At 36.5% G+C, this 21,703-nt stretch carries 20 protein-coding genes and 1 pseudogene; 16 read left to right on the top strand and 5 right to left on the bottom strand.

Going from position 1 to position 21,703, the window contains the following annotated elements; all coding sequences use genetic code 11:
* A partial coding sequence (locus VKJ25_RS07555; RefSeq protein WP_324236008.1) for a phosphoketolase family protein occupies nt 1-1,777 on the bottom strand: 1,777 nt, incomplete at its 3' end.
* Nucleotides 1,778-2,287: 510 nt separating this feature from the next.
* On the opposite strand from VKJ25_RS07555, the gene VKJ25_RS07550 reads away from it, so the two are divergent.
* The 5 genes from VKJ25_RS07550 (at nt 2,288) to VKJ25_RS07530 (ending at nt 9,908) form a co-directional block, all read left to right on the top strand.
* Complete coding sequence (locus tag VKJ25_RS07550; RefSeq protein WP_324236007.1) at nt 2,288-4,576, top strand: cytochrome P450; 2,289 nt, start codon at nt 2,288-2,290, stop codon at nt 4,574-4,576.
* A gap of 216 nt (nt 4,577-4,792) precedes the next feature.
* Nucleotides 4,793-6,469, top strand: coding sequence for a hypothetical protein (locus VKJ25_RS07545; RefSeq protein WP_324236006.1), 1,677 nt, complete (start codon nt 4,793-4,795; stop codon nt 6,467-6,469).
* 364 nt (nt 6,470-6,833) lie between these two features.
* Nucleotides 6,834-7,088, top strand: a complete 255-nt coding sequence (locus tag VKJ25_RS07540; RefSeq protein ID WP_324236005.1) for a SemiSWEET transporter — start codon at nt 6,834-6,836, stop codon at nt 7,086-7,088.
* A gap of 152 nt (nt 7,089-7,240) precedes the next feature.
* Nucleotides 7,241-8,866 carry a B12-binding domain-containing radical SAM protein gene (locus VKJ25_RS07535; RefSeq protein ID WP_324236004.1) on the top strand — a complete coding sequence of 542 codons (1,626 nt, stop codon included), beginning with the start codon at nt 7,241-7,243 and terminating at the stop codon, nt 8,864-8,866.
* Nucleotides 8,867-9,458: 592 nt separating this feature from the next.
* Nucleotides 9,459-9,908 (top strand): SRPBCC family protein, encoded by a 450-nt coding sequence (locus tag VKJ25_RS07530; RefSeq protein ID WP_324236003.1) that lies wholly within the window; start codon nt 9,459-9,461, stop codon nt 9,906-9,908.
* Nucleotides 9,909-10,002: 94 nt separating this feature from the next.
* Here VKJ25_RS07530 and VKJ25_RS07525 read toward each other — a convergent pair whose 3' ends face one another.
* The gene (locus VKJ25_RS07525) at nt 10,003-10,680 is read right to left on the bottom strand and encodes a DUF2834 domain-containing protein (RefSeq protein WP_324236002.1); all 678 of its coding nucleotides are present in this window, start codon (nt 10,678-10,680) and stop codon (nt 10,003-10,005) included.
* Nucleotides 10,681-10,929: 249 nt separating this feature from the next.
* Nucleotides 10,930-11,298, bottom strand: a complete 369-nt coding sequence (locus VKJ25_RS07520) for a metal-sensing transcriptional repressor (protein ID WP_324236001.1) — start codon at nt 11,296-11,298, stop codon at nt 10,930-10,932.
* A gap of 79 nt (nt 11,299-11,377) precedes the next feature.
* On the opposite strand from VKJ25_RS07520, the gene VKJ25_RS07515 reads away from it, so the two are divergent.
* The 7 genes and pseudogenes from VKJ25_RS07515 to VKJ25_RS07485 all read left to right on the top strand — a co-directional run bounded on the left by VKJ25_RS07515 (nt 11,378) and on the right by VKJ25_RS07485 (nt 17,204).
* Nucleotides 11,378-12,592: an HhoA/HhoB/HtrA family serine endopeptidase gene (locus VKJ25_RS07515; RefSeq protein WP_324236000.1), complete on the top strand. Its 1,215-nt coding sequence runs from the start codon at nt 11,378-11,380 to the stop codon at nt 12,590-12,592.
* 395 nt (nt 12,593-12,987) lie between these two features.
* Complete coding sequence (locus VKJ25_RS07510) at nt 12,988-13,167, top strand: PIN domain-containing protein (RefSeq protein WP_324235999.1); 180 nt, start codon at nt 12,988-12,990, stop codon at nt 13,165-13,167.
* 463 nt (nt 13,168-13,630) lie between these two features.
* On the top strand, nt 13,631-14,647 hold the full coding sequence (locus VKJ25_RS07505) for a VOC family protein (RefSeq protein ID WP_324235998.1): 1,017 nt from the start codon (nt 13,631-13,633) through the stop codon (nt 14,645-14,647).
* Nucleotides 14,648-15,214: 567 nt separating this feature from the next.
* A complete protein-coding gene (locus VKJ25_RS07500; protein ID WP_324235997.1) occupies nt 15,215-15,343 on the top strand; it encodes a hypothetical protein in 129 nt (42 codons plus the stop codon).
* A gap of 113 nt (nt 15,344-15,456) precedes the next feature.
* Complete coding sequence (locus VKJ25_RS07495; protein WP_324235996.1) at nt 15,457-16,356, top strand: Rpn family recombination-promoting nuclease/putative transposase; 900 nt, start codon at nt 15,457-15,459, stop codon at nt 16,354-16,356.
* Between the two features lie 176 nt (nt 16,357-16,532).
* Nucleotides 16,533-16,859 (top strand): DUF433 domain-containing protein, encoded by a 327-nt coding sequence (locus tag VKJ25_RS07490; RefSeq protein WP_324236010.1) that lies wholly within the window; start codon nt 16,533-16,535, stop codon nt 16,857-16,859.
* A gap of 3 nt (nt 16,860-16,862) precedes the next feature.
* A pseudogene (locus tag VKJ25_RS07485) lies at nt 16,863-17,204 on the top strand (DUF5615 family PIN-like protein).
* Nucleotides 17,205-17,306: 102 nt separating this feature from the next.
* Here the strand turns inward: VKJ25_RS07485 and VKJ25_RS07480 are convergent.
* On the bottom strand, nt 17,307-17,510 hold the full coding sequence (locus VKJ25_RS07480) for a hypothetical protein (RefSeq protein ID WP_324235995.1): 204 nt from the start codon (nt 17,508-17,510) through the stop codon (nt 17,307-17,309).
* A 230-nt stretch (nt 17,511-17,740) separates the two neighbouring features.
* On the opposite strand from VKJ25_RS07480, the gene VKJ25_RS07475 reads away from it, so the two are divergent.
* Nucleotides 17,741-18,541: a DUF4384 domain-containing protein gene (locus VKJ25_RS07475; RefSeq protein WP_324235994.1), complete on the top strand. Its 801-nt coding sequence runs from the start codon at nt 17,741-17,743 to the stop codon at nt 18,539-18,541.
* Nucleotides 18,542-18,659: 118 nt separating this feature from the next.
* The gene (locus VKJ25_RS07470; protein ID WP_324235993.1) at nt 18,660-18,893 is read left to right on the top strand and encodes a DUF2283 domain-containing protein; all 234 of its coding nucleotides are present in this window, start codon (nt 18,660-18,662) and stop codon (nt 18,891-18,893) included.
* On the opposite strand, the gene VKJ25_RS07465 is transcribed toward VKJ25_RS07470, so the two are convergent.
* Nucleotides 18,780-19,193 carry a type II toxin-antitoxin system Phd/YefM family antitoxin gene (locus VKJ25_RS07465; RefSeq protein ID WP_324235992.1) on the bottom strand — a complete coding sequence of 138 codons (414 nt, stop codon included), beginning with the start codon at nt 19,191-19,193 and terminating at the stop codon, nt 18,780-18,782. The genes VKJ25_RS07470 and VKJ25_RS07465 overlap by 114 nt on opposite strands.
* 282 nt (nt 19,194-19,475) lie before the next feature.
* Here VKJ25_RS07465 and VKJ25_RS07460 point away from each other — a divergent pair, with 282 nt between their 5' ends.
* Both VKJ25_RS07460 and VKJ25_RS07455 read left to right on the top strand, forming a co-directional pair.
* On the top strand, nt 19,476-19,802 hold the full coding sequence (locus tag VKJ25_RS07460) for a DUF433 domain-containing protein (protein ID WP_324236009.1): 327 nt from the start codon (nt 19,476-19,478) through the stop codon (nt 19,800-19,802).
* A 217-nt stretch (nt 19,803-20,019) separates the two neighbouring features.
* Nucleotides 20,020-21,703, top strand: a 1,684-nt coding sequence (locus tag VKJ25_RS07455) for a tetratricopeptide repeat protein (protein WP_324235991.1), incomplete at its 3' end; no start/stop codon positions are given.

Raw genomic sequence — 21,703 nt, 5'->3', positions numbered from 1 at the left:
CATCCTGCAACCCTTGTCTTGCTTGTTCAAAAGTAGTTCTAATAGGTAAAGGCGACTTACTAGCAGTAATAGTAACACCTTTATTTTTAGTAGTCAACGCCCAGTCATAACAAACTTGAATACTATTCGCATCGGGTGGGAACAGAGCGAACACATTTCCATTCCGGAGCATCGCTGCAAAATAAGCTTCAATTTCCGGACGTTGGTGCGTCCAACCATTGCGCCCCTGTTCTAATGCTCCGGCAGTAAATAAGGTAATAGTGGAAGGAGTAGCATGACGTAATTCTGCCATTGCTTGGGTAACAGTTTGCCAAATAGGTACACCGTTAATCGCAAAAGATTCATAAGAACACCAAACTGTCCGCGCTCCCATTAATGCTAAACCCGCTGCCATACCAGCACAAGCATCTTCGCTCAAAGGTTCGTAGACCTGACCTTTGGGACCCTGGAAATAAATGTCATCTGTGGTGGGGTGAATAATTTTCAATGCTTGGTTAATATTATTAATACCTGATGCAGCGTTACCATCTGCATTGGTAACTAGGAAATGAGGGTCTTTTTGACCAACATAAGCTATTAATTCTCCCATTGCAGTTGTGGCAACTTTACGATCGCCACCAACAGCATATTCTTCTAAAGGTAGTTCACCTAAGTCTGCTAGTGGGTACTCAAATTCAGTGACAACAGTTTTAGCAGCAGGGCCGCCACCAGCACGTTCGCAATTTTGTCGTACTAACTCCCAAGCTGCTACTGGTAGGGCGCGTTCTTGGAGAGCATTTATAATTTGGGGACTGTCGAGGGTGTCTTTGGGATAAAGGTTATGAGACTTAGAACCCCTAGCATGAACCCCTGCACCTTTGAGTTGTTTGATAATAAAAATGGTGAGTTTGCCACCGAGTGCAGATTTTGCAGCTTTGTCAATATTTTCTAATACTGCTTTGGTAAACTCCAAACGTTTTTCTAAGGAGAAGGCGCTGCTATCAACATAGTCTCCTGGTTGGTTTTTGTCGTCGAAATCTTTAGCATCTACTAAGATGACTTCAGCAAAACCGTTGCCTTTCCAATAAGCAATCATTTCTGCACTGGTTTTAGTGGAAACCATGCTATGGTGTTCTTGACTATAACCATTCCACACTAATACTGGTAAAAAGTTAGTGACATCAGGATAGGCAGTGTTAAAGTGCATCATACTGCTGACTGGATAGGGTTCTCCCATGCCACCGTCTCCCATGGTGAAAGGAAATAGGGTATCGCGATGTAATAATGCTGCTGCCATGGCGAAATGTTGCCCTTGACCTAGTGGACCAGCGGGGTTGAGCAACCCAGGGATATAACCGGATAGGTGTCCGAGGAGTCCGTGCATTTCCCGGAAGCGACTACGCATTTGTTGGACTGTGAAGATTTCCATATCTTCTAGGGAGCGATCTAGAAATACGGCGCTATAAAATCCGGGGGCGTGGTGTCCGACTTCTGTGAGAATGTTTTTATAGCCTAACATTACTAAAGCTGCATAAGCTTCAGCTTGACTAGCAAAACCGCCTGGGTGTCCTGATGCTTTGCTGCCTGTTACTTGTAGCATTAAATAACGGAGAGCGTCAGCGTAGAGGAGGGTTTGATATACTCCAGTCGGATCGCTTGGTGAGGCGATCGCTTTACTACCTTCTGGTATTGCTGGTGTTTGGCCGTGGGTCTCAAAATCAGGCCAAGCTTCTCCGAAGTATTGGATACCTTCGCAAAAATCTGGGACTGTGGTTGGTTTTGGGGTTGTTGCAGTCATCGCAATTTTCCTATATTTTTCTCTTTAATTATTTTAGCTAAAGAACAATTTAACATCTTCGGGGATCGATGTTAATTCCTTTTAGTTAAGGAAGAAGGAAGGAGGAAGAAGGCAGAAGGAAGGAAAGTACATGAGTCTTATAGGTAGATACCTTATGAGTTTTGGTATTATATCAAATCCGGTAGTATCGTTAAAATTCATTTCCTATAGGGGTTTGGTCTCCAATTTTTCGGGAACCTTACCCTCTACATACTAGGAATGGTAGAACCTTATTCTCCAATTTATGGGGAACCGTAACCAGCGGGTTTGATATTATCTGTTTGTGCAGCATTTCCTAGGAAACTGTATTGCACTATAATAAATAATCTTTTATATTCTTCATGGCAAATGGCCATTCACTTTTAAGACTACCCTAACCCATATATACTTTTTCAGCAAACCCTAACTATCAGAAAATTTGTCCGTGACAAATAGTCAAAACTATTCCCTGTTCCCTTCCTTATTAAGAATATGACTATGACACAATTGCCTGGTCCAAAAGCTCCACGTTTGATTCAACTCTTCCAATGGGTGACTGAACCCTTGACATTTATGGAAAAATGTGCAAGGCAATATGGAGACTCATTTGAAATAAACTTGAATTACCCAATGGTATTTATCAGCCATCCCAAGGCCATTGAGGAAATTTTCAAGACTAACCCAAAACAGTTTGAGTGTGGTTCTGGTAATAAGTTTTTGCAGCCACTTTTGGGAGATTATTCATTATTATTATTAGATGGTACTCCTCATCAACGTCAACGTCAATTATTGATGCCACCTTTTCATGGGGAACGAATGCAAACTTATGGAGAGTTAATTTGTAATATCACTGAACAGGTAGCTAGCAAGTGGCAAGTGGATAGGGTATTTTCGATGAGAAAATCTACTCAAGAGATATCTTTAAAAGTAATATTACAAGCAGTTTTCGGTTTATATGAAGGAGAAAGGTACTCTAGATTAGAGCGACTTTTGGGTTCACTTATGGAATCATTGAGTTCTCCGGCGAAAGCAAGTATGTTATTTTTCGAGTTTCTACAAATAGGTCTAGGTACTTGGAGTCCCTGGGGAAAATTTACCAAAGAAAGGGAAGAGATTTACGAGTTACTGTGTGCAGAAATTTCTGAACGTCGTCAAAATTTAGACCCCGAACGTTCTGATATTTTGACAATGCTTTTATTAGCACGGGATGAAGCGGGGGAAGGTATGAGCGATATAGAATTGCAGGATGAGTTGATGACATTACTATTGGCAGGACATGAAACCACTGCAACTGCTTTAGCCTGGGCGTTTTACTGGAGTCACCATCAGTCAGAAATTTATGACAAGCTATTACAAGAATTAGCAACTATTGGGGACGATACCAACCCAATGGAAATCATGAAACTACCCTATCTGAATGCAGTTTGCAGTGAATCCCTGCGTATTTATCCAGTGGTATTGATTACATCTCCACGAGAAACAAAATCGCCGATCACAATAATGGGTCAAGAATACCCAGCGGGAACTGGTTTAGTTCCCTGTATTTATTTAACTCATCACCGAGAAGATTTGTATCCTGAACCAAAGAAATTTAAACCAGAACGATTTTTAGAACGTCAATATTCTGCTTACGAATTTTTACCTTTTGGCGGTAGTAATCGGCGTTGCATTGGAGCAGCGTTTGCTATGTTTGAAATGAAACTGGTATTAGCAACTATTCTCAGACGCTATAATTTGGCTTTAGCAGAAAAACAACCAGTTAAAACAGAACGTCGTAGTATAACTTTATCTCCTGCGGGTGGAATAAAAATGGTGATGACTGGAAAACGTATGCAGGGGGAAGAAATATTGCCTTCTGCGGAGAAACAAAAACAAAAAAGAGACTATATTGCGGAGAAACAAAAATATAAAATAGAGTTTACTAGACTCAAGGAAAAATACAAAGTGACTGAATTTGAAGATTCATCACCTGATAGTAATTTGTATAAAATTCTCCAAAAAATAGAGGTAGTTGAGCGGCTAACAAAGGCAGATATTGATTGGTTAAAGTCATATAATTTGACTAAAATTATTAAAGTAGCTGAAGACAAATATTTGGAAACAGATTGGATAAGACTCCAAGATAAATATGTAGCTACAGACCGGAAATTAAAATTCGATCCTTTCTACAATATTCTTAGTAAACTAGATCGAGGAGAGCAATTAGACAAATTAATGTTTACTCAGTTAACAACTGAGAATTTGCTAACTCCTAGCAGCAATATTACCATTACTTATTATCAGATTGAGGCTGATTTTTTTGAGGAAGAATTTAAGAGAACTAAAAATAAATGGCTAATTCCTAAAATTAGTAGTTATTGGTGCAAAGCAGAGGAACCATTAAAAGCATTAGAAATTACAAGTAAAGTAAATTTAGAGAAATTAAAGGATCAAGACCTTAAGGCTAGAATACTTGTAACTAGAGGTGGTGCTTTTAGGGATAATTACAACTTAAATGAAGCCAAAAATCTGGCTTTACAAGCTCATAAAATTGATTATAAAAGTCATCATCCTTGTACTTTATTGGGGACTACTTGTTTTGCTCTAGGAGAATATCAAGATGGAGATTATTGGTTTGAAGAGGCGCGAAAAAGAGGAGCTTATATAAAAGACATTGATCGAGAAATTAAGCGATTAGTTCAAGATACTAGCAACAATAATAAGCGAAAAGAAATTATAGAATATCTACTGAAAAAAGATGACAGGAAATATGCTTGGGCTAGAGAATATCTAAAAAATTAATTAAGATCAGCTTAGGTGAGATAATTAAATATTTCGAGTGCGGGTATTTTGTCTGTGTGGGTGTATTTCACCCAAAAGTTTAGGTCTGAAGTATCCTTGTTTTTAGGAGGATAAAAAAAGAGGAATAGCTATAATAGTTAGGATGCCTCTGTTAGAAATGATAATTGGTTAATATAAGTAATTATCGGTTATTTTTCGTAAAAAAAACTATTTTCTATGGGTAAAGACGAACATGAAATTCAGGTGCAACATTTTTCTCTTCTCAAGTCTAAGTATCAGGCAACTAAATATCAAAATTCATCTCCTTTAAGCTTTCTATATCTTATACTTAGAAGAGTTGATTTAGGTATTTCAATTACAGACATAGAATTTCAATATTTAGAAGCAAATCAACTTTTTGAAACTATCAAACTAATTAACTTAGAGCTGAACTTAAAGCAATACAAGAAAACTGAGCTGAAAAGATTAGGATATGACTTCTTGGAACTCAAAACAAGATACAAAGTACCCAAAAATTTTGGATTTTATTTTTTACATCCGCTACTTTTGAAACTTGATAGTGAAAATATATTAACTGATTCAGAAATTAAATTACTGAAAGATTATAATTTAAAGGAAACTTTAGCGATCGCTAATCAAATCCAAGAATTTGCCAAATTAAAAATTAAATACCGTGCTACTAACATATCAAGATTTTTCCCGGATAAATTGTTTCGTATTCTGAAAAAAATTGACTCAGCGGAGACATTAAATAAGCAAGAATCTAATTGGTTATCAAATAATGGTTTCTTGGAAACTCTAGAAATTTATTCGGAGCGTAAGAAACAAAAACAAAGAGAGGATGAAGCTAAATTTGCAGAACTAAAAGATAAGTATCAAGCTACTAAATATTGGGATAAATCTATCTCTAGTAAATTATTTTCAATATTGAAAAAACTAGAGACAGAAACTATTTTGGAAAAATCAGAGTTAGATTGGTTACAAAAAAATAAACTAACTGAGACATTTTCTATTGCGGATAAACAAAAACACAAAATAGAGTTTACTCGACTCAAGAAAAAATACAAAGTTACTGAGTTTGAAGATTCATCACCTGATAGTAATTTGTATGAAATTCTCCAAAAAGTAGAACAATTTTCTCAGTTAATAGAAGTAGATATTGATTGGTTAAAGTCACATGGTTTGAATAAAATTGTTAAAATAGCTAAAGATAAAGATTGGAAAAGACTCCGAGATAAATATTTAGCTACAGACCAGAAATTAAAATTCGATCCTTTCTACAATATTCTTAGCAGACTAGATAAAGGAGAGCGATTAGACAAATTAATGTTTACTCAGTTAACAACTGAGAATTTGCTGTATCTTGGTAGTAAGATTGCCATTACTTATTATCAGATTGAGGCTGATTTTTTTGAGGAAGAATTTAAGAGAACTAAAAATAAATGGCTAATCCCTAAAATTAGTAGTTATTGGCGCAAGGCAAAGAAACCATTAAAAGCATTAGAAATCACAGGTAAAGTCAATTTAGAGAAATTAAAAGATAAAGACCTTAAGGCTAGAATACTTGTAACTAGAGGTGCTGCTTTTAGAGATGTTAGCCAATTAAATGAAGGCAAACATCTGGCTTTACAAGCTCATAAAATTGATTCTAAAAGTCATCATCCTTGTACTTTAATGGGGGCTATTTGTTATGGTCTAGGAGAATATGGAGATGGAGATTATTGGTTTGAAGAGGCACGAAAAAGAGGAGCTAAGACGGAAGATATTGATAAAGAAATTAAGCGATTAGTTCAAGAGACTAGCAAAAAGAATAAGCGACGAGAAATTATAGAATATTTGCTGAAAAAAGATGAAAGGAGATATGCTTGGGCTAAAAAATATCTAAAAAATTAATTAGGACTTACACAAACGAACCTAGAAACCGGGTTTTTCGTCAATGTTTATTGTTAAAAACAACGATTTATCCTAAAAACCCGGTTTCTTTGCGTAAGTCCTGTTAATCTAAGATAAGCTGAGGTGATATAATTAAATTTTTCTAGTGCAGGCATCTTGCCCGCGTTGCTTTATTTCACCGAAAAATTTAGGTCTGAAGCCTCCTTTTTTTTAGGAGGATAAAAAAAGAATATTCTGTATTTAAAGCCTCCTTATTCCAGGAGGTACTGATAACTGAATAACTAAAATGAAAAAGGTGTAATCTGCTGTATTTTCCAAACTCTATCAGAATTTTATAGAGTAATCACAATTATTGGTATTTCTTATGAACTTAGTAACAGTTTTAGGACTATTAGCAGGTACTTTCACAACTATTTCATTTTTACCTCAAGTTATCAAAACTTGGCGGACTCGTTCGACAAAAGACATCTCTTTAGAAATGTTTGCTATTTTTTGTTCTGGTGTATTGTTATGGATAATTTATGGCATTATTATTAACAATTTACCGATAATTTTTACTAACATTGCGACCTTGAGTTTAGCTTCACCAATTTTATTTTTTAAACTTAAATATAAATAGCTATTGGGTTTGGAGAGCCAACCCCTACGATTGGGTTTGGAGAGCCAACCCCTACGATTGGATTACAATACCCGGAAACCCAGAAACCCGGTTTCTAGGAGAAACCGGGTTTCTTTGCGTACTAATAACTGATAACTGATAACTGTTAAAGTATGTCTGATAATTTATTTAATACTGAAAATTTACTCTTTACTCCAGCTATTCCTGAATCTAATGCTATTCCAATTATTTTTGCTTTTCCCAATGAATATACTGTGGGAATAACAAGTCTTGGTTATCAGATTGTTTGGGCAACTTTAGCAATGCGTTCCGATCTACAAGTTAGTCGTTTATTTACTGATATTAATGAACCTCTGCCACAACAACCAGAATTATTCGGTTTTTCTCTTTCTTGGGAACTTGATTATGTCAATATTTTCTCTATTTTAGAATCTCTAGAAATTCCGATTAGAACTAAAAATCGTTCGGGAAAAAACTATCCCATAATATTTGGTGGCGGACCAGTTTTAACAGCTAATCCAGAACCTTTTGCTGATTTTTTTGATGTGATTTTATTGGGAGATGGGGAAAATTTATTGGCAGATTTTATTGATAATTATAAAACAGTGAGAACTGCTGAAAAATTAGAACAATTAAAACATTTAGCTCAAGTACCTGGGGTTTATATTCCTAGTCTTTATGAAGTAATTTATGAAAGTAATGATGGTGCGATTAAATCTATTGAACCTATAGATAAAGATATTCCTCCTGTGGTGCAAAAACAAACTTATCGAAGTAATATTTTATCTGCTTCGACTGTGGTTACAGAAAAGGCTGCTTGGGAAAATATTTTTATGGTTGAAGTTGTCAGAAGTTGCCCCGAAATGTGTCGTTTTTGTTTGGCAAGTTATCTGACTTTACCGTTTAGAACTGCTAGTTTAGAAGGGTCTCTAATTCCAGCAATTGAAAGAGGATTAACTGTTACTAAACGTTTAGGTTTATTGGGTGCTTCCGTAACTCAACATCCAGAATTTGAAAGTTTATTAGATTATTTATCCCAAGCAAAATATGATGATATTCGGTTGAGTATTGCCTCAGTTAGAACCAATACAGTGACAGAAAAATTGGCAAAAATTTTAGCTAGTCGAGATACAAAGTCAATTACTATTGCTGTGGAAAGTGGTAGCGATCGCCTCCGGAAAATTATCAATAAAAAGTTAGAAAATGAGGAAATTATTCAAGCTGCTATTAATGCTAAACTTGGTGGTTTGAAAGGGATTAAATTTTATGGAATGGTGGGTTTACCTGGAGAAGAGGAAGAAGATTTAGAGGTGACTGTAGAGATGATGTTAACTTTGAAAAAAGTTGTTCCTGGGTTGAGATTAAGTTTAGGTTGCAGCACTTTTGTGCCGAAATCTCATACTCCTTTTCAATGGTTTGGGGTAAATGATAAGTCAGAAAAAAGATTGAAGTTTTTGGAGAAAAAATTACGTTCAAAGGGTATAGATTTTCGCCCAGAAAGTTATAAATGGTCGGTAATTCAAGGGTTAATTTCGAGAGGGGATAGAAGGTTATCTTATTTGTTAGAATTGGTGAGAAATTATGGAGATTCTTTAGGTAGTTATAAAAGAGCTTTTAAGGAATTGCATGGGAAGTTGCCAGAGTTAGATTTTTATGTTTTTAATAATTGGGAATTAGAACAAACTTTGCCTTGGAATCATATTCAAGGTCCTCTACCTGTGGCAACTTTGAAAAAACATTTAGCTGAAGCTAAGGAAGAAGTTTTTAGGGTGCGTTAATGAAATGTAACGCACCGCCTATTATCCCATATATCTGAACTTCCCCCTGCCAAGTGTACTATAAAACTCTAAAACCCTGATCAATCATAGATGAGAGCGATCGCTAGTTTTCCATGTGGCCATGTAAATTGTAATCAGGACTTACGCAAAGGCACCATATATAGCGTGTCGGTGCGTTATGCTACCGCTAACACACTCTAATAATAGGCTTCATGCGTAAGTCCTATAATTAATAAGCAATTACGCAAAGGCACTATATATAGAGTATTGGTGCGTTACGCTGCGCTTTTCATGTCGCGGCTTTGCGGAACGCAAAACGCACCCTACCAATAGCTGGAAGCTACAAGTAAACTCTAATGAAAATTCACCTAATAAAATGCCTAGTTTTAAATTTAATAGGATTTACCCATGAGGTAGGAAAAATAGGGGTTTGAGATTGCTATTCTGACGGACTGCGACCCATTCATGTCGCGGAGCGAAACGCTGTCGCTCGTATCGGAAAAATTGCCTTGCCCATGGGTAAGTCCTGTTAATGGTTTGGTAAATTTGTAAAGAAAAACGATAATTTTGACATTAAGTAAACGGTTTAAATATGTTGCACTTTCGCTATTCAACTTTAATTAATGCTCCAGTGGAGACAGTTTGGAAATTCCACGAACGTTCCGATATTCTGCAAATACTTACCCCACCTTGGCAACCAGTCCAAATTATTCGTCGTCAAGGGGGATTGGAAATAGGGGCCTTATCAGAATTTATGATTTGGCTCGGTCCAATCCCTGTGAAGTGGGTGGCCGTACATACAGAATATGAACAATATCATCTGTTTACTGATGAACAGAAAGAAGGTCCAATGGCAAGTTGGACTCATCGTCATCAGTTTAGTGAGGAAAATGGTCAAACTAGATTAACCGATGCGATCGCTTTCTCTTTACCTGGAGAATGGTTAGCAGAATCTTTTTTAGGTTGGTGGGTAGACTCTCGACTGGAGGATATGTTTCGGTACAGACATGATGTGACAAAACGAGAATGTGAAAAAGGTTAAATAATAGAGGAAGTAGGGACGTTCCATGGAACGTCCCTACACGGTTGTTCTGCCAAAAAGGAAATTGTTTTTATCTGTTTTTCGGAACTTCCTATTAATTGGCAATAACTTGCTTTTGTTCTGATATTGTAGAGATATCAGTTGTTAATAAAGGGGAACGCACAGACAAATAAATTAACGGACCTAAAAGTGGAATTAATGCTATCCAATACCAGAGATTTTTTTCCATTCCTCGTCTGTTCATATCATCTCCTAATAGAGTAGGAAATAATAAACACAACATACAAAAATCCAGACTCATTACATGAATAAATCTATTACTTTGCCACTGTTGAATAAAATCTCCCCAGTCGCCATTTTTTAAACCATATATTAGTAATAAAATTGTACCTAATGTTAAAGCAATTCCTAAAATTCGAGAGTCTAATATATTAAGCCAAAGATTCTTTTTTCCATAAAAATTTGGATTAGGTTTACGCAATCCTAAATAGGGTAAAATCGCAAATGCTCCGACTCCAAATGATAAAGTAGAAAATAACCATGCTGGTACTTTTTGTTCTCTACCATCAAAGAATAATAAACAACTATAAATTAACGGCCAAATTCCCATAATATTGAATAGAGAAATAATCAAAGGATTAATATTTTCCCATTCACCTGTTGAGAGTTTTTGGATTAATTCTAAAGTATCTGGTTGATCGGGTGGAGCAAGTACAAAAGCATAAACACCAAACCCTATCCAAAGTAACCAAAAAGCTATTTTTTTCCACATAATTTTTTTTTGACTATATTTTATAAAAGTGTATTTGGCTTTTATACTATACATTTATATTTCTAAATATGTGCAATTACAGGGGATTCCATCTTAGTCTGGTACAGATATAACAGCCTAGAAGGCTGTGTTACAATTTATATAACATAAACTTAGAATCCGCTGTAATTTTGCACAACTACTTAGCATATTTATTTCTTCTCTCCTGAATAACTGAAGTCTTTTTTTTCTTACTTACTTTTTCCTTCCTCAAGGTAAAAATCTGTCTAAAGCTGACTTTAAAGCAGCAATTTCTACATCAATATCTCCATCTTGAGTTGCCCGAGCAATACAATCAGATAAATGATTATCCAAAACCATGCGAGCTACTCGGTCTAAAGCACCACGAACTGCTGCTATTTGTATCAAGACATCAGGACAAGGACGATTATCTTTAATCATAGTTTTAATTCCTCTAACGTGTCCTTCAATTCTTGATAATCTATTGATTAAACTTTGTAGAGATTCTTCGCTATGAACATGAGGATGACTAGAAGAATGATGGTGATGTTCAGAATTGAAATCCTCCTGAACTTCGTGATTAGTTGCCTGTTTTTTTTGTTGATTAGATATTACCATAAATTTATAGTATAATATTGTACCATTGGTGATATTATAACACTAAACTTACCACTTTAGTCAATCCAATATTAACACTATGAGATTGTTAAATTTTTGTCGAATAACTACCAAAATCACAGCTCAATTTTTGGCCTCTTTTGTAGCTTTTACATTTATGGTGGCTTCTTTAACTACGTCACCAGCAATGGCAACTTCAAGAATATTTGCCGGATTATCAAATCCTCAGTTATTAGCATTGCAAGCTATACCAGAAAATATTAATACTAGAAATAGTAATAGCTTTGTTACTGAAGCAGTTAATAAAGTTGGTTTAGCTGTAGTGAGAATTGACACCGAACGATTAATTACTCGTCCAAATAATGCTTTTTTTGAAGACCCATTTTTTGACCGTTTTTTTGATAATAACTTCAGGATGCAGGCACCTTCACAAGAATTGTTAAAAGGTGAAGGTTCTGGTTTTATTATTGACTCCAAAGGCATAATTTTAACCAATGCTCATGTAGTAGATGAAGCTGACAAAGTTACTGTTAGTTTAAATGATGGTAGAAAGTTTGTTGGAGAAGTAAAAGGAACAGATAAAATTACAGATTTAGCAGTAGTTAAAGTTGATACTAAAGGAGAAATTTTACCAGTAGCAACTTTAGGTAATTCTGATTTAGTACAAGTAGGAGATTGGGCAATAGCAGTAGGAAATCCTTTAGGATTTAATAATACTGTTACTTTAGGAATTATTAGTAGTTTGAAACGCCCTAGTTCGGCAGTAGGAATCCCTGATAAAAGATTAGATTTTATTCAAACTGATGCAGCAATTAATCCTGGAAATTCTGGGGGTCCGTTGTTAAATTCTCAGGGAGAAGTAATAGGAATTAATACGGCAATTAGAGCTGATGCTATGGGAATTGGTTTTGCTATTCCTATCAATAAAGCTAAAGAAATTAAAGATGTATTAGCTCGTGGAGAACAAGTACCTCATCCTTTTGTTGGTATTCAGATGATTAGTTTAACTCCAGAAGTTGCTGAAGAAAATAATAGTGACCCTAATTCTGTTTTAATTTTGCCAGAGGTAGAAGGAGTTTTAGTTACTAAAGTATTGTCTGGTACTCCAGCAGAAAAATCGGGGATCCGAATAGGAGATGTAATTGTGGAAATTGATAATCAATCAATAGTTAGTGCAGAACAATTACAGAGGAAAGTTGAAAATAGTGGTGTAGGTGAAAAATTGCAGTTTAAAATCCTCCGAAATGGTAGAGAAAAGCAGTTATTTGTTGTTAGCGGACAAATGAATTATTAGAAAATAGGGAGTAGGGAGTAGGGGAAAAAAATTACTTCTCCCTATTCCCTTTTTCCTAAAATTAGTAGGATTTTTCTACACAAATAAAATAGGATTTCTATATTTTGTGTTATGGATATGAAATAATTAGTTAGGCTATAACTGTACTAAAAAGTTAGAGAAAATTAAAATTATGGCAGGAGTAAATTAATATGTACAAAGTTCTACAAGCAACTTGTCAAAATGGTAATCTGATATTTACTGAACAACTTAGTCCAGAATTAGAGGGAAAAAACTTAAAGTTATTTTAGTAGAGGCAGATGTTATTCAGGATAACAAGGAAAGATTTTGGCAGTTAGTAGACGAATATTCTTTTGCTTGGCCAGATAACTATCAATTTAACCGGGGAGAATTATATGATATATAAGGTAATGATAGATACTAATGTTTGGGTTTATTTATATGCTAAAAATCCCCAATATAAAGTATCAAAAGCCAGACAGCTAGTCAGCGATCGCTTTGATTATATTAGCATTAGTACCCGGATTTTGGGTGAACTTTACAAGGTATTAACTCAAAAGAATTTAACAACCTAGCAAGAGGCAAAACAAATCATCATAGAACTTTCAACTAATTTTTAAGTATGGGCAATTGATACTATAACTGTTTGAAATGCTTTGGAAATTAATAATAACTACGGTGATTCTGATTGGGAGAGTTTAGTTTTATGGGCAGCATTGCTGCAAAACTGCACTATTCTCTATTCAGAATATCTGCAGCATAATCAATTGGTTGCACAGAAGACATGAATTATTAACCCTTTTGCCTAACAACAGATATACGGATTTATTGATGTTTATTTCACATTAATAAAATTAAAGGAGAGAATTATGTTTAACAGGATAAAAGCATTTTTTTAGTAGTATCAAACTCTGGGATTATGGCTTTATCAGTTGTTAGCTACCACTCCCTAATTTGTGAGAGCAGAAACACTTCTGAAACTTCCAAAAAGAAACTAAGGCTTGATTATAACTAATTCCCATAAAATTTATAAAAAATATGAATAATAACCCCACTATTGAAGGTATCTACGAAGTCTGTATCGGTACCACTGAACCTTTGTCAATGATTCAATATTGGCAACAATTTGGTTATCGCATTGGCAAAACAGGAGAATTAACTGCTTCTACGGTTCAAAATTTATATGGAGTCAATTCTAATTTGCGTTCCATTCGACTCTATCACCAAAATGTCGATCATGGTTTAATTCGCCTGATGGTTTGGGAAAAACCTATTAATCAAGGTTTACAAATGACATCTATGAAAGTTTTGGGCAACCGTTGGGCAACAAGTTTAACTACTGATGTTTTGAATATTCTTAATCATGCTGAGGATGGCAAGTTAGCAGGTTTGCCAATCAAATACACTTTTCCCCAGTGGGAGATAATTTATAAAACAGATAAAGGTCGCCCATTTATCGATCCCGCAGTGGGAGTCCGGGAAATGATGTTGTTGCAACCATTGACGCGCCAGGTGTTGTTTCAACGTTTCAATTATACAGTGCCAGAATATGGCAAAATTAATCCTGATTGCACTTTCAAAACCAGTCAATTTACCCATGTAGGGATGATAGTGCAGGATGATAGTAAGGAAACCTTGCAGTTTTATGAGGATGTGTTGGGTTTATTGCGATCGCGGGATAACTCGGAAACTTCTTATGAAAGTTCGGAAGCAGCGAGACAAATTTTTGATTTGCAACCAGGGGAAAAATTTACACTGACTGCTTTTGACGATCCCCGCTCTTCCACAGATTGGCAAAAAGCGCGATCTGGCAGATTGTATATTATTCGGTTTCCTGAAAATATTAATTTGGAGTTTGGTTATTATCAGTCACAACCAGGTTGTTTAGGAATGTCTTTGTATACTTATCGAGTTAATAATATAGAATATTATTTTGAGCGAATTAAAAATTCAGGAGTGATACAAATTACAGATATTATTGATAATGAGTTTGGGGAACAGAGTTTTTCTTTTGTTGCTCCTGATGGTTATTTTTGGAATTTAATTAGTAAGTAAAGAAGGAAGATAAGGAGGACAAGGAGGACAAGGGAGATAAGGAGGACAAGGGAGATAAGGAGGACAAGGGAGACAAGGGAGATAAGGAGGATAAGGGAGACAAGGAGGATAAGGAGGATAAGGGAGATAAGGGAGATAAGGGAGACAAGGAGGATAAGGGAGACAAGGGAGATAAGGAGGACAAGGGAGACAAGGAGGATAAGGGAGATAAGGAGGATAAGGGAGACAAGGGAGATAAGGGAGATAAGGGAGACAAGGGAGATAAGGGAGATAAGGAGGACAAGGGAGATAAGGGAGATAAGGAGGATAAGGGAGACAAGGTAGATAAGGAGGACAAGGGAGATAAGGGAGATAAGGAGGACAAGGGAGATAAGGAGGACAAGGGAGATAAGGGAGAATATCTAATGCACAGTTTTAGATGAAACACTCCAGTAGGGTGCGTTACGTTGTCGCTAACGCACCATCAGAAATTATTGTGCTTACTGTTTATACTGTCTATTGGGTTTGGAAACCAAACCCCTACAGATAACTACGAACTGAAACTCAAGTTTATCAATAGAGGTAATTATGAAATTAGAATACGACTTTTCCCAAGCAAAACCAGGCAAGTTTTACCATCCCGATGCTAAGTTTAATTACTCCATTTATCTCGAACCAGATGTCGAAGGCAGAGAAAAACTGACGTACAAATTTTAGTCAATAAATGGTTGATAAATCATATTAAAAACATGACTAATGAGTAAAATATTTATATAATAATAAGTTGTATAGTCTTTTCAAGATTTTGCACAAAAAAAGGAGAAATAAATATGAGATTTATCGACCCTAAAACAGACTTTGCTTTTAAAAAAATATTCGCTTCTGATAAGAATAAAAACATCCCGATCAGCTTTCTCAATGCTATAATTTACGACAACACAAATACTATTAAATCCCTAACAATAATTGACCCTGCCAACCCAGGAAAAATTGAAGTTTCTCAAGATAGCTTTCTGGATGTAAAAGCATTATTAGATAATGGTACTACCGTCATTATAGAAATGCAGGTAATTCACGTCAAAGCTTTTGAGAAACGAGTAGTTTATAACTTAGCAAAAGCTTACGGAAATCAACTAGGTAAAGGAGAAAAGTATCCAAATTTACGACCTTATCTGGCTTTAACGATTACTGATTTTGTGCTATTTCCAGACAGTTCTCAGATGATTAATAAATTTCGATTTAAAGAAGACAAGCTGCAGTTTAATTACCGAGATGAATTGAGCTTAATCTTTTTAGAATTACCTAAATTTGACAAGGAACTTTCCGAATTAGAAACCCTGAACGACAAGTGGATTTACTTTCTTAAAGATGCTCCTAATTTAGAAGTAATTCCCGATTCTTTAGGGGAAGTGCCAGAAATAGAAGAGGCTTTAAATATTGCTAATCGCGCTAGTTTAACTAGAGAAGAATTAGATTTTTTGGAAAGGCAGGAAATGGTTATTGAAGACAATAAGGGAGGAATTATTTTTGCTCAAACTAAGGCATATTCTGAAATAATTCTGCTTCAACTTCAGCATAAATTTGGAGAAATTCCTAGAGAATTTAAGATGAAAATGGAAGATTTATCTGTGGAACAATTTAAGCTTTTAGAAGAGGAAGTTTTAGGTTTCAAGACTCTGGAAGAAGTGGAGAATTGGTTGAATAGTCAACTATTTCTAGAGGTAATATGATGTCTGAATAATTTTCTATCCGATGCACTAAGTTCGCCAATAATTGAAATCCTTGGCTAATAGCTGAAGTTATCTTTAGATGACTAAATTATCTATGCCGTATTTTTGTATTGTGGTTAATTAATGGGGAAAATTATATGATAGATAAAATAATAGTAGATACTCAGGAGTCAACTATGAAATTAAAAGATTTAGAACCTCAACTTTTGGCATTAACTCCGACAGAAAAATTTCAAGCTATCCAACTTTTAACTCAAAATTTAGCTAATACTTGGTCTGGTATCGAAAAAACTCCCGGTGTTTGTGGTGGTGATGCTTGTATTGCTGGTACTCGCATTCCTGTGTGGGTATTAGTTAATGCTCGTCGTTTGGGAGTGAGTGAGTCGGAGTTGTTGCAAGACTATCCTAGTCTCCAGGCAGTGGATCTGGTTAATGCTTGGAATTATACTGAGGTATATTCTCAGGATATTGAGTTAGCTATTCGAGAAAATGAGGAGATTTAACCTATGGCACGTCTCTATGCTGACGAACAGTTTCCTAAACGGGTTGTGGAGTTGCTCAGGACTTTTGGTCACGATGTTCTGACAGTGTAAGAAGCGGGGTTAGCTAACCAAAAGATTCCCGATCCAGAGGTACTAGCTTTTGCTACTCAAAATGAACGTGCAGTTTTAACTTTAAATCGAGTTGATTTTTTTCGACTGCATCGTATTTCATCAAATCATGGGGGTATTATTGCTTGTAAGGATGATTTTGACAGAGAAAGGATGGCTAATAGAATTAATGAGGCAATTTGTACTCAAGAAACGTTAAAAGGTCAATTGATTCGAGTTAAACGCCCACAGCAATAAGTTAATAACATATTATATAGATACCCAGGAATAAACTATGAAATTAGCTGTTGCAGATGAGCGTGCTGTTTTAACTGTTAATCTTCGTGACTTTCTATTTAACTATTCCTCGGTATTTTTTAAGCTGATTAGTAAAGCAGAAATACTAGATGTCATTGTTACTCCACTTTCAATAGCTTGACTAATTTGTTGGGCATCCCGATTATTGATTACTGAGAGAATACTGAAAATACTTCCAGCAATAATTGAGATTAATAATATTTTCGTTGACTTATACATTTTATTCTCTTTATTTTTTTGAACCATACTATTATCTTAATTAGTAAATTTAGGATATGGAAATAGAAAAAAAGGAGTTAAATAGAAGTTTGATTAAAGTAGAAATAATTGAAAATAGTAGAAAAAAGATAAGTTTTGAATCAAAATAGAGCAATGTAGAACCAGATAGAGTCATGTAGAAATATGTAGAATTGTTATTGCTAGTTTGAATTTATCGAAATATAATTGTAGGCGAACCTATCGAAAAGGAATAGTTGATGATGTTAGAGAAAAGTTACAACACTTTCCTAGAAAAAATAGCCGATATATTGATGCTTAAAGATAAAACTAGGCTGGTATTTATCCAACGGTTTAAAATAGATAATGATGATTGTAATAATCCAGCACTGGCTGATGTTTTATCAGAGAATTTATTAGAAAATGCTAGTCAAAAAGCAACGCCAGATATTATTTTGCGTGACTCTTTAAGAACAATATTTAAAAAATTAGAGGCTGAAGGTTGTGATTTTGAGGGAGCGAAAAGAGATAAAGTTGAAATTGCTAAACGGTGGTTGCGTGAAATAGTTTATCGTTGGTATATGTTGAAAAATATGGCTGTTTCAACTAATAAAATGGGTCCCGTTATCCCAAAGGTTAGCACAATGGATATGTGGCAACATGATTCTGATTATCCTAGTAGCGTACCTTTGGGCAGTGAAATTAAATTTGAGGTACAGTTGGAACGTCCGGGATATTTGACTCTATTGGAAAAAGGTACTTCTGGCAAATTTTATTGTTTGTCGCCCTCGTTTCTGGCGCCTTCTCCTAGTTTTAATGAAGCGGGTGCAGTATTGTTACCAATGGAGGGAGCATCTATAAAATCTTTTAAGCTGAAAGGTAAACCAGGGGTTGAGGAGATAATAGTAGCGATCGCTCCCGAACGCCCAAAGTTAGATTGGTTGCCGAAACCAAATCAACCACCTTTACACTTGGAGGGAGAGCATTTGCAGGAATTTTTGGCCTATTTTGAGGGTAAGTCAGATTCTACTTTGTGGTATATGGATTATAAGGTTGTTTAGTGCTACGCGCAAGTCAGAGGTAGTTTATGACTGAATATTGGTGAGGAGAAAATATAAAGTAGGGACGTTGCATGCAACGTCCCTACAGGGTTATCGTTTTTTTAACAAGGAGAAGACAATGAAAATTAGTTATGATTCTGAAATTGATGCTGTTTACATTCGTTTAGTAGAAGGTAAACATGAGTGTCGCACTCTCCGTTTAACTGATGAAATAGCTCTCAATATCGGTGAGGGTGAATTATTGGTTGGGGTAGAAATTCTGGATGCCCAAAATGTTTTGGGTGCTGGCGACTTGCCACAGGTAGTTTTGGAAAATATTCCATTTACTGTGGTTGAGCCGATTGCCCAATAATACAGCGGTTTGACTGTTATGAGGTACACCCATCGCGGGCAAGATGCCCGCACTACCAAATTTTCGTTCTCCTAAAGCATCCCAAAGTTCAGACATCGGTTCATCGAAATCAGCAGAAGTTTTGATTGGCATTCCCCGTAATGGATAATTTTTTGTAGATGCGTCAGAAATTGTATAAGGAACAATACGAGCAACTGGCAAACCTTGGCGGGTAATGACAACTTCAGACTGGTTAGCAGCAATTTCGTCAATAATTACTGTTAGGTCAATATTGGTTTCCTTTAAGTCCAATTTTTTCATACTTTCACGGCGATAATGATTTGATATTCTGATTTTAATATATAAATAAGTTGTATAGTGTTTTCAAAAGTTTGCCAAAAAAAAGCGATCGCCTCTATTTCCCGAAAAAGGAATTGAGAAAAAAATTGCCTGAGATGGGCATTATAACAAATTAAGGTTCTTTGAGTAGAAGTTCAATAACTGTAGGTTGGGTTGAGGAACGAAACCCAACAAAAATAGCCTTTTATCAGAATAAGGTTTTGTTGAATTTCACTTTGTTCTACCCAACCTACATTAGATACTATAAAATTAAAAGATTTAGAACCCCAACTTTTGGCATTAACTCCAGCGGAAAAACTTCAAGCTATCCAACTTTTAGCTCAAAGTTTGGCTAATATTTATTCTGGTATTGAAAAAACTCCGGGTGTTTGTGGTGGTGATGCTTGTATTGCTGGTACTCGCATTCCTGTGTGGGTATTAGTTAATGCTCGTCGTTTGGGTATGAGTGAGTCGGAGTTGCTACAAGACTATCCTACTCTTCGGGTTACTGATATTGCTAATGCTTGGGTTTATGCTGAGGCTAATGCAGAAGAAATCGAACGTGCTATTCAGGAAAACGAGGAAGCTTGAGCTAGATGGGAGCTAGACACTGATTTTGCGACGGATGCACGGATTTATTATTGATTCGAGTTAAACGCTTACAGCAATAAGTTAGGTATGGCGATCGCTCAGGTGGTTATTAGTTGCGCTGAAGGAATAGAGGTCTATGTTAGGATGCTAATGGGCAACTACAACCACGGGAATGTTTAATCAGATTATGATGCAAATAAATTAAGGAGAAACTAATATGAACGAAGAGCAACAACAACGCTTAGAAGCTGATCTAAATTTAATTAAACAACTGCTAACTTGCCCTAACGGGGAGGAGCAAGCAATTTTACACGCTAATTCCCAGTTATTGGGTGAAGCTTTTGTAGAAGTGATGAAATTGGTAGCAGCTAAGATGGGAGAAAATGGGGAAAGCAATGCAGAATGGTTGCAAAGCTTTGCTGAAGGACTAGCAAAAATGATGGAGGAGTGGGAACAACTAAATAACGAAGTGATTGAACTCTACAACGCAGGCAAATATGATGAAGCAATACCTATTGCTGAACAAGCAGCGACATTAGCACTACAACTCTGGGGAGAAAGTCATGCCAACGTGGCGACTTCCCTCAACAACCTGGCAGGATTATATCGTTCTCAAGGGAGATACGAGGCAGCGGAACCTTTGTACCAACAAGCCATAGAAATCGACAAAATCGCCCTGCCTGCCAATCATCCACAACTCGCCACCCACCTCAACAACCTGGCAGGACTATATGAATCTCAAGGGAGATACGAGGCAGCGGAACCATTGTACCAACAAGCCATAGAAATCGACAAAATCGCCCTGCCTGCCAATCATCCACAACGTGCCTCCAGTCTCAACAACCTGGCAGAATTATATCGTTCTCAAGGGAGATACGAGGCAGCGGAACCATTGTACCAACAAGCCATAGAAATCGACAAAATCGCCCTGCCTGCCAATCATCCAGAACTCGCCACCCACCTCAACAACCTGGCAGGACTATATGAATCTCAAGGGAGATACGAGGCAGCGGAACCATTGTTCCAACAAGCCATAGAAATCGACAAAATCGCCCTGCCTGCCAATCATCCACAACTCGCCACCCACCTCAACAACCTGGCAGGATTACTAGCAAAAACCGATCGCCCCAAAGAAGCATTCAAACTAATGCTCAAAGCTAGCAAAATCCAAGATAAAACTATCCAAGTTATCTTTGCTTCTAGTTCCGAAAGCGATCGCCTTGCCCACATTCAAGAAAAAGTCAGACCTAACCTTGAAATATTCCTCTCCTTAGTCTACCAATATCTCCCCCACTCCCAAGTAGCAAAACAAGCTGCATTAAATCTCGTCCTCAAACGGAAAGCTCTAACTGCAACTGCTCTTGCTGCTCAAAACCAAGCAGTCTTCCACGATCGTTCTCCACGACTCCAAAAGATTTTCCGACTGTGGCGAGAAAAGTGCGACCAACTTTTAGCATTTACCTATCAAGTACCGCCACCAGAAAAACGGGAAGCTCACAAACAACAGTTAGCTCAACTGCAAAAAGAATGTAATGAGTTAGAAAGACAGTTAACGCGAGAGGTGCCAGAAATTGCCATGCAGCAACAAATGGGCGACAGACGGGCAGTAGCTTCAGAGTTACCAGAGGGGGCGAAGTTGTTGGAGTTCGTGCGGTTTCGAGTCTTTGATTTTATGAATGATAGTTGGCAGAAGGCGCGGTATCTAGCGTTTGTTTTAGCTCAAGGAAAACCTTCTGAGGTGGAAATGATTGACTTAGGGGTGGCAGAAGATATCGATCGCTTGATTTCTTTGTATCGAGAGTCGGTGATGAAGTGGCCAGAAGCTTCTGATGAATCCCCCCAACCCCCCTTTGAAAGGGGGGCTAAGATGGAAGGGGGGGCTAAGATGGAAGGGGGGGCTA

Source organism: Okeania sp. (genome assembly GCF_035285525.1).
GTDB lineage: Bacteria > Cyanobacteriota > Cyanobacteriia > Cyanobacteriales > Microcoleaceae > Trichodesmium.
This window is presented reverse-complemented; position numbering and strand designations above follow the sequence as displayed.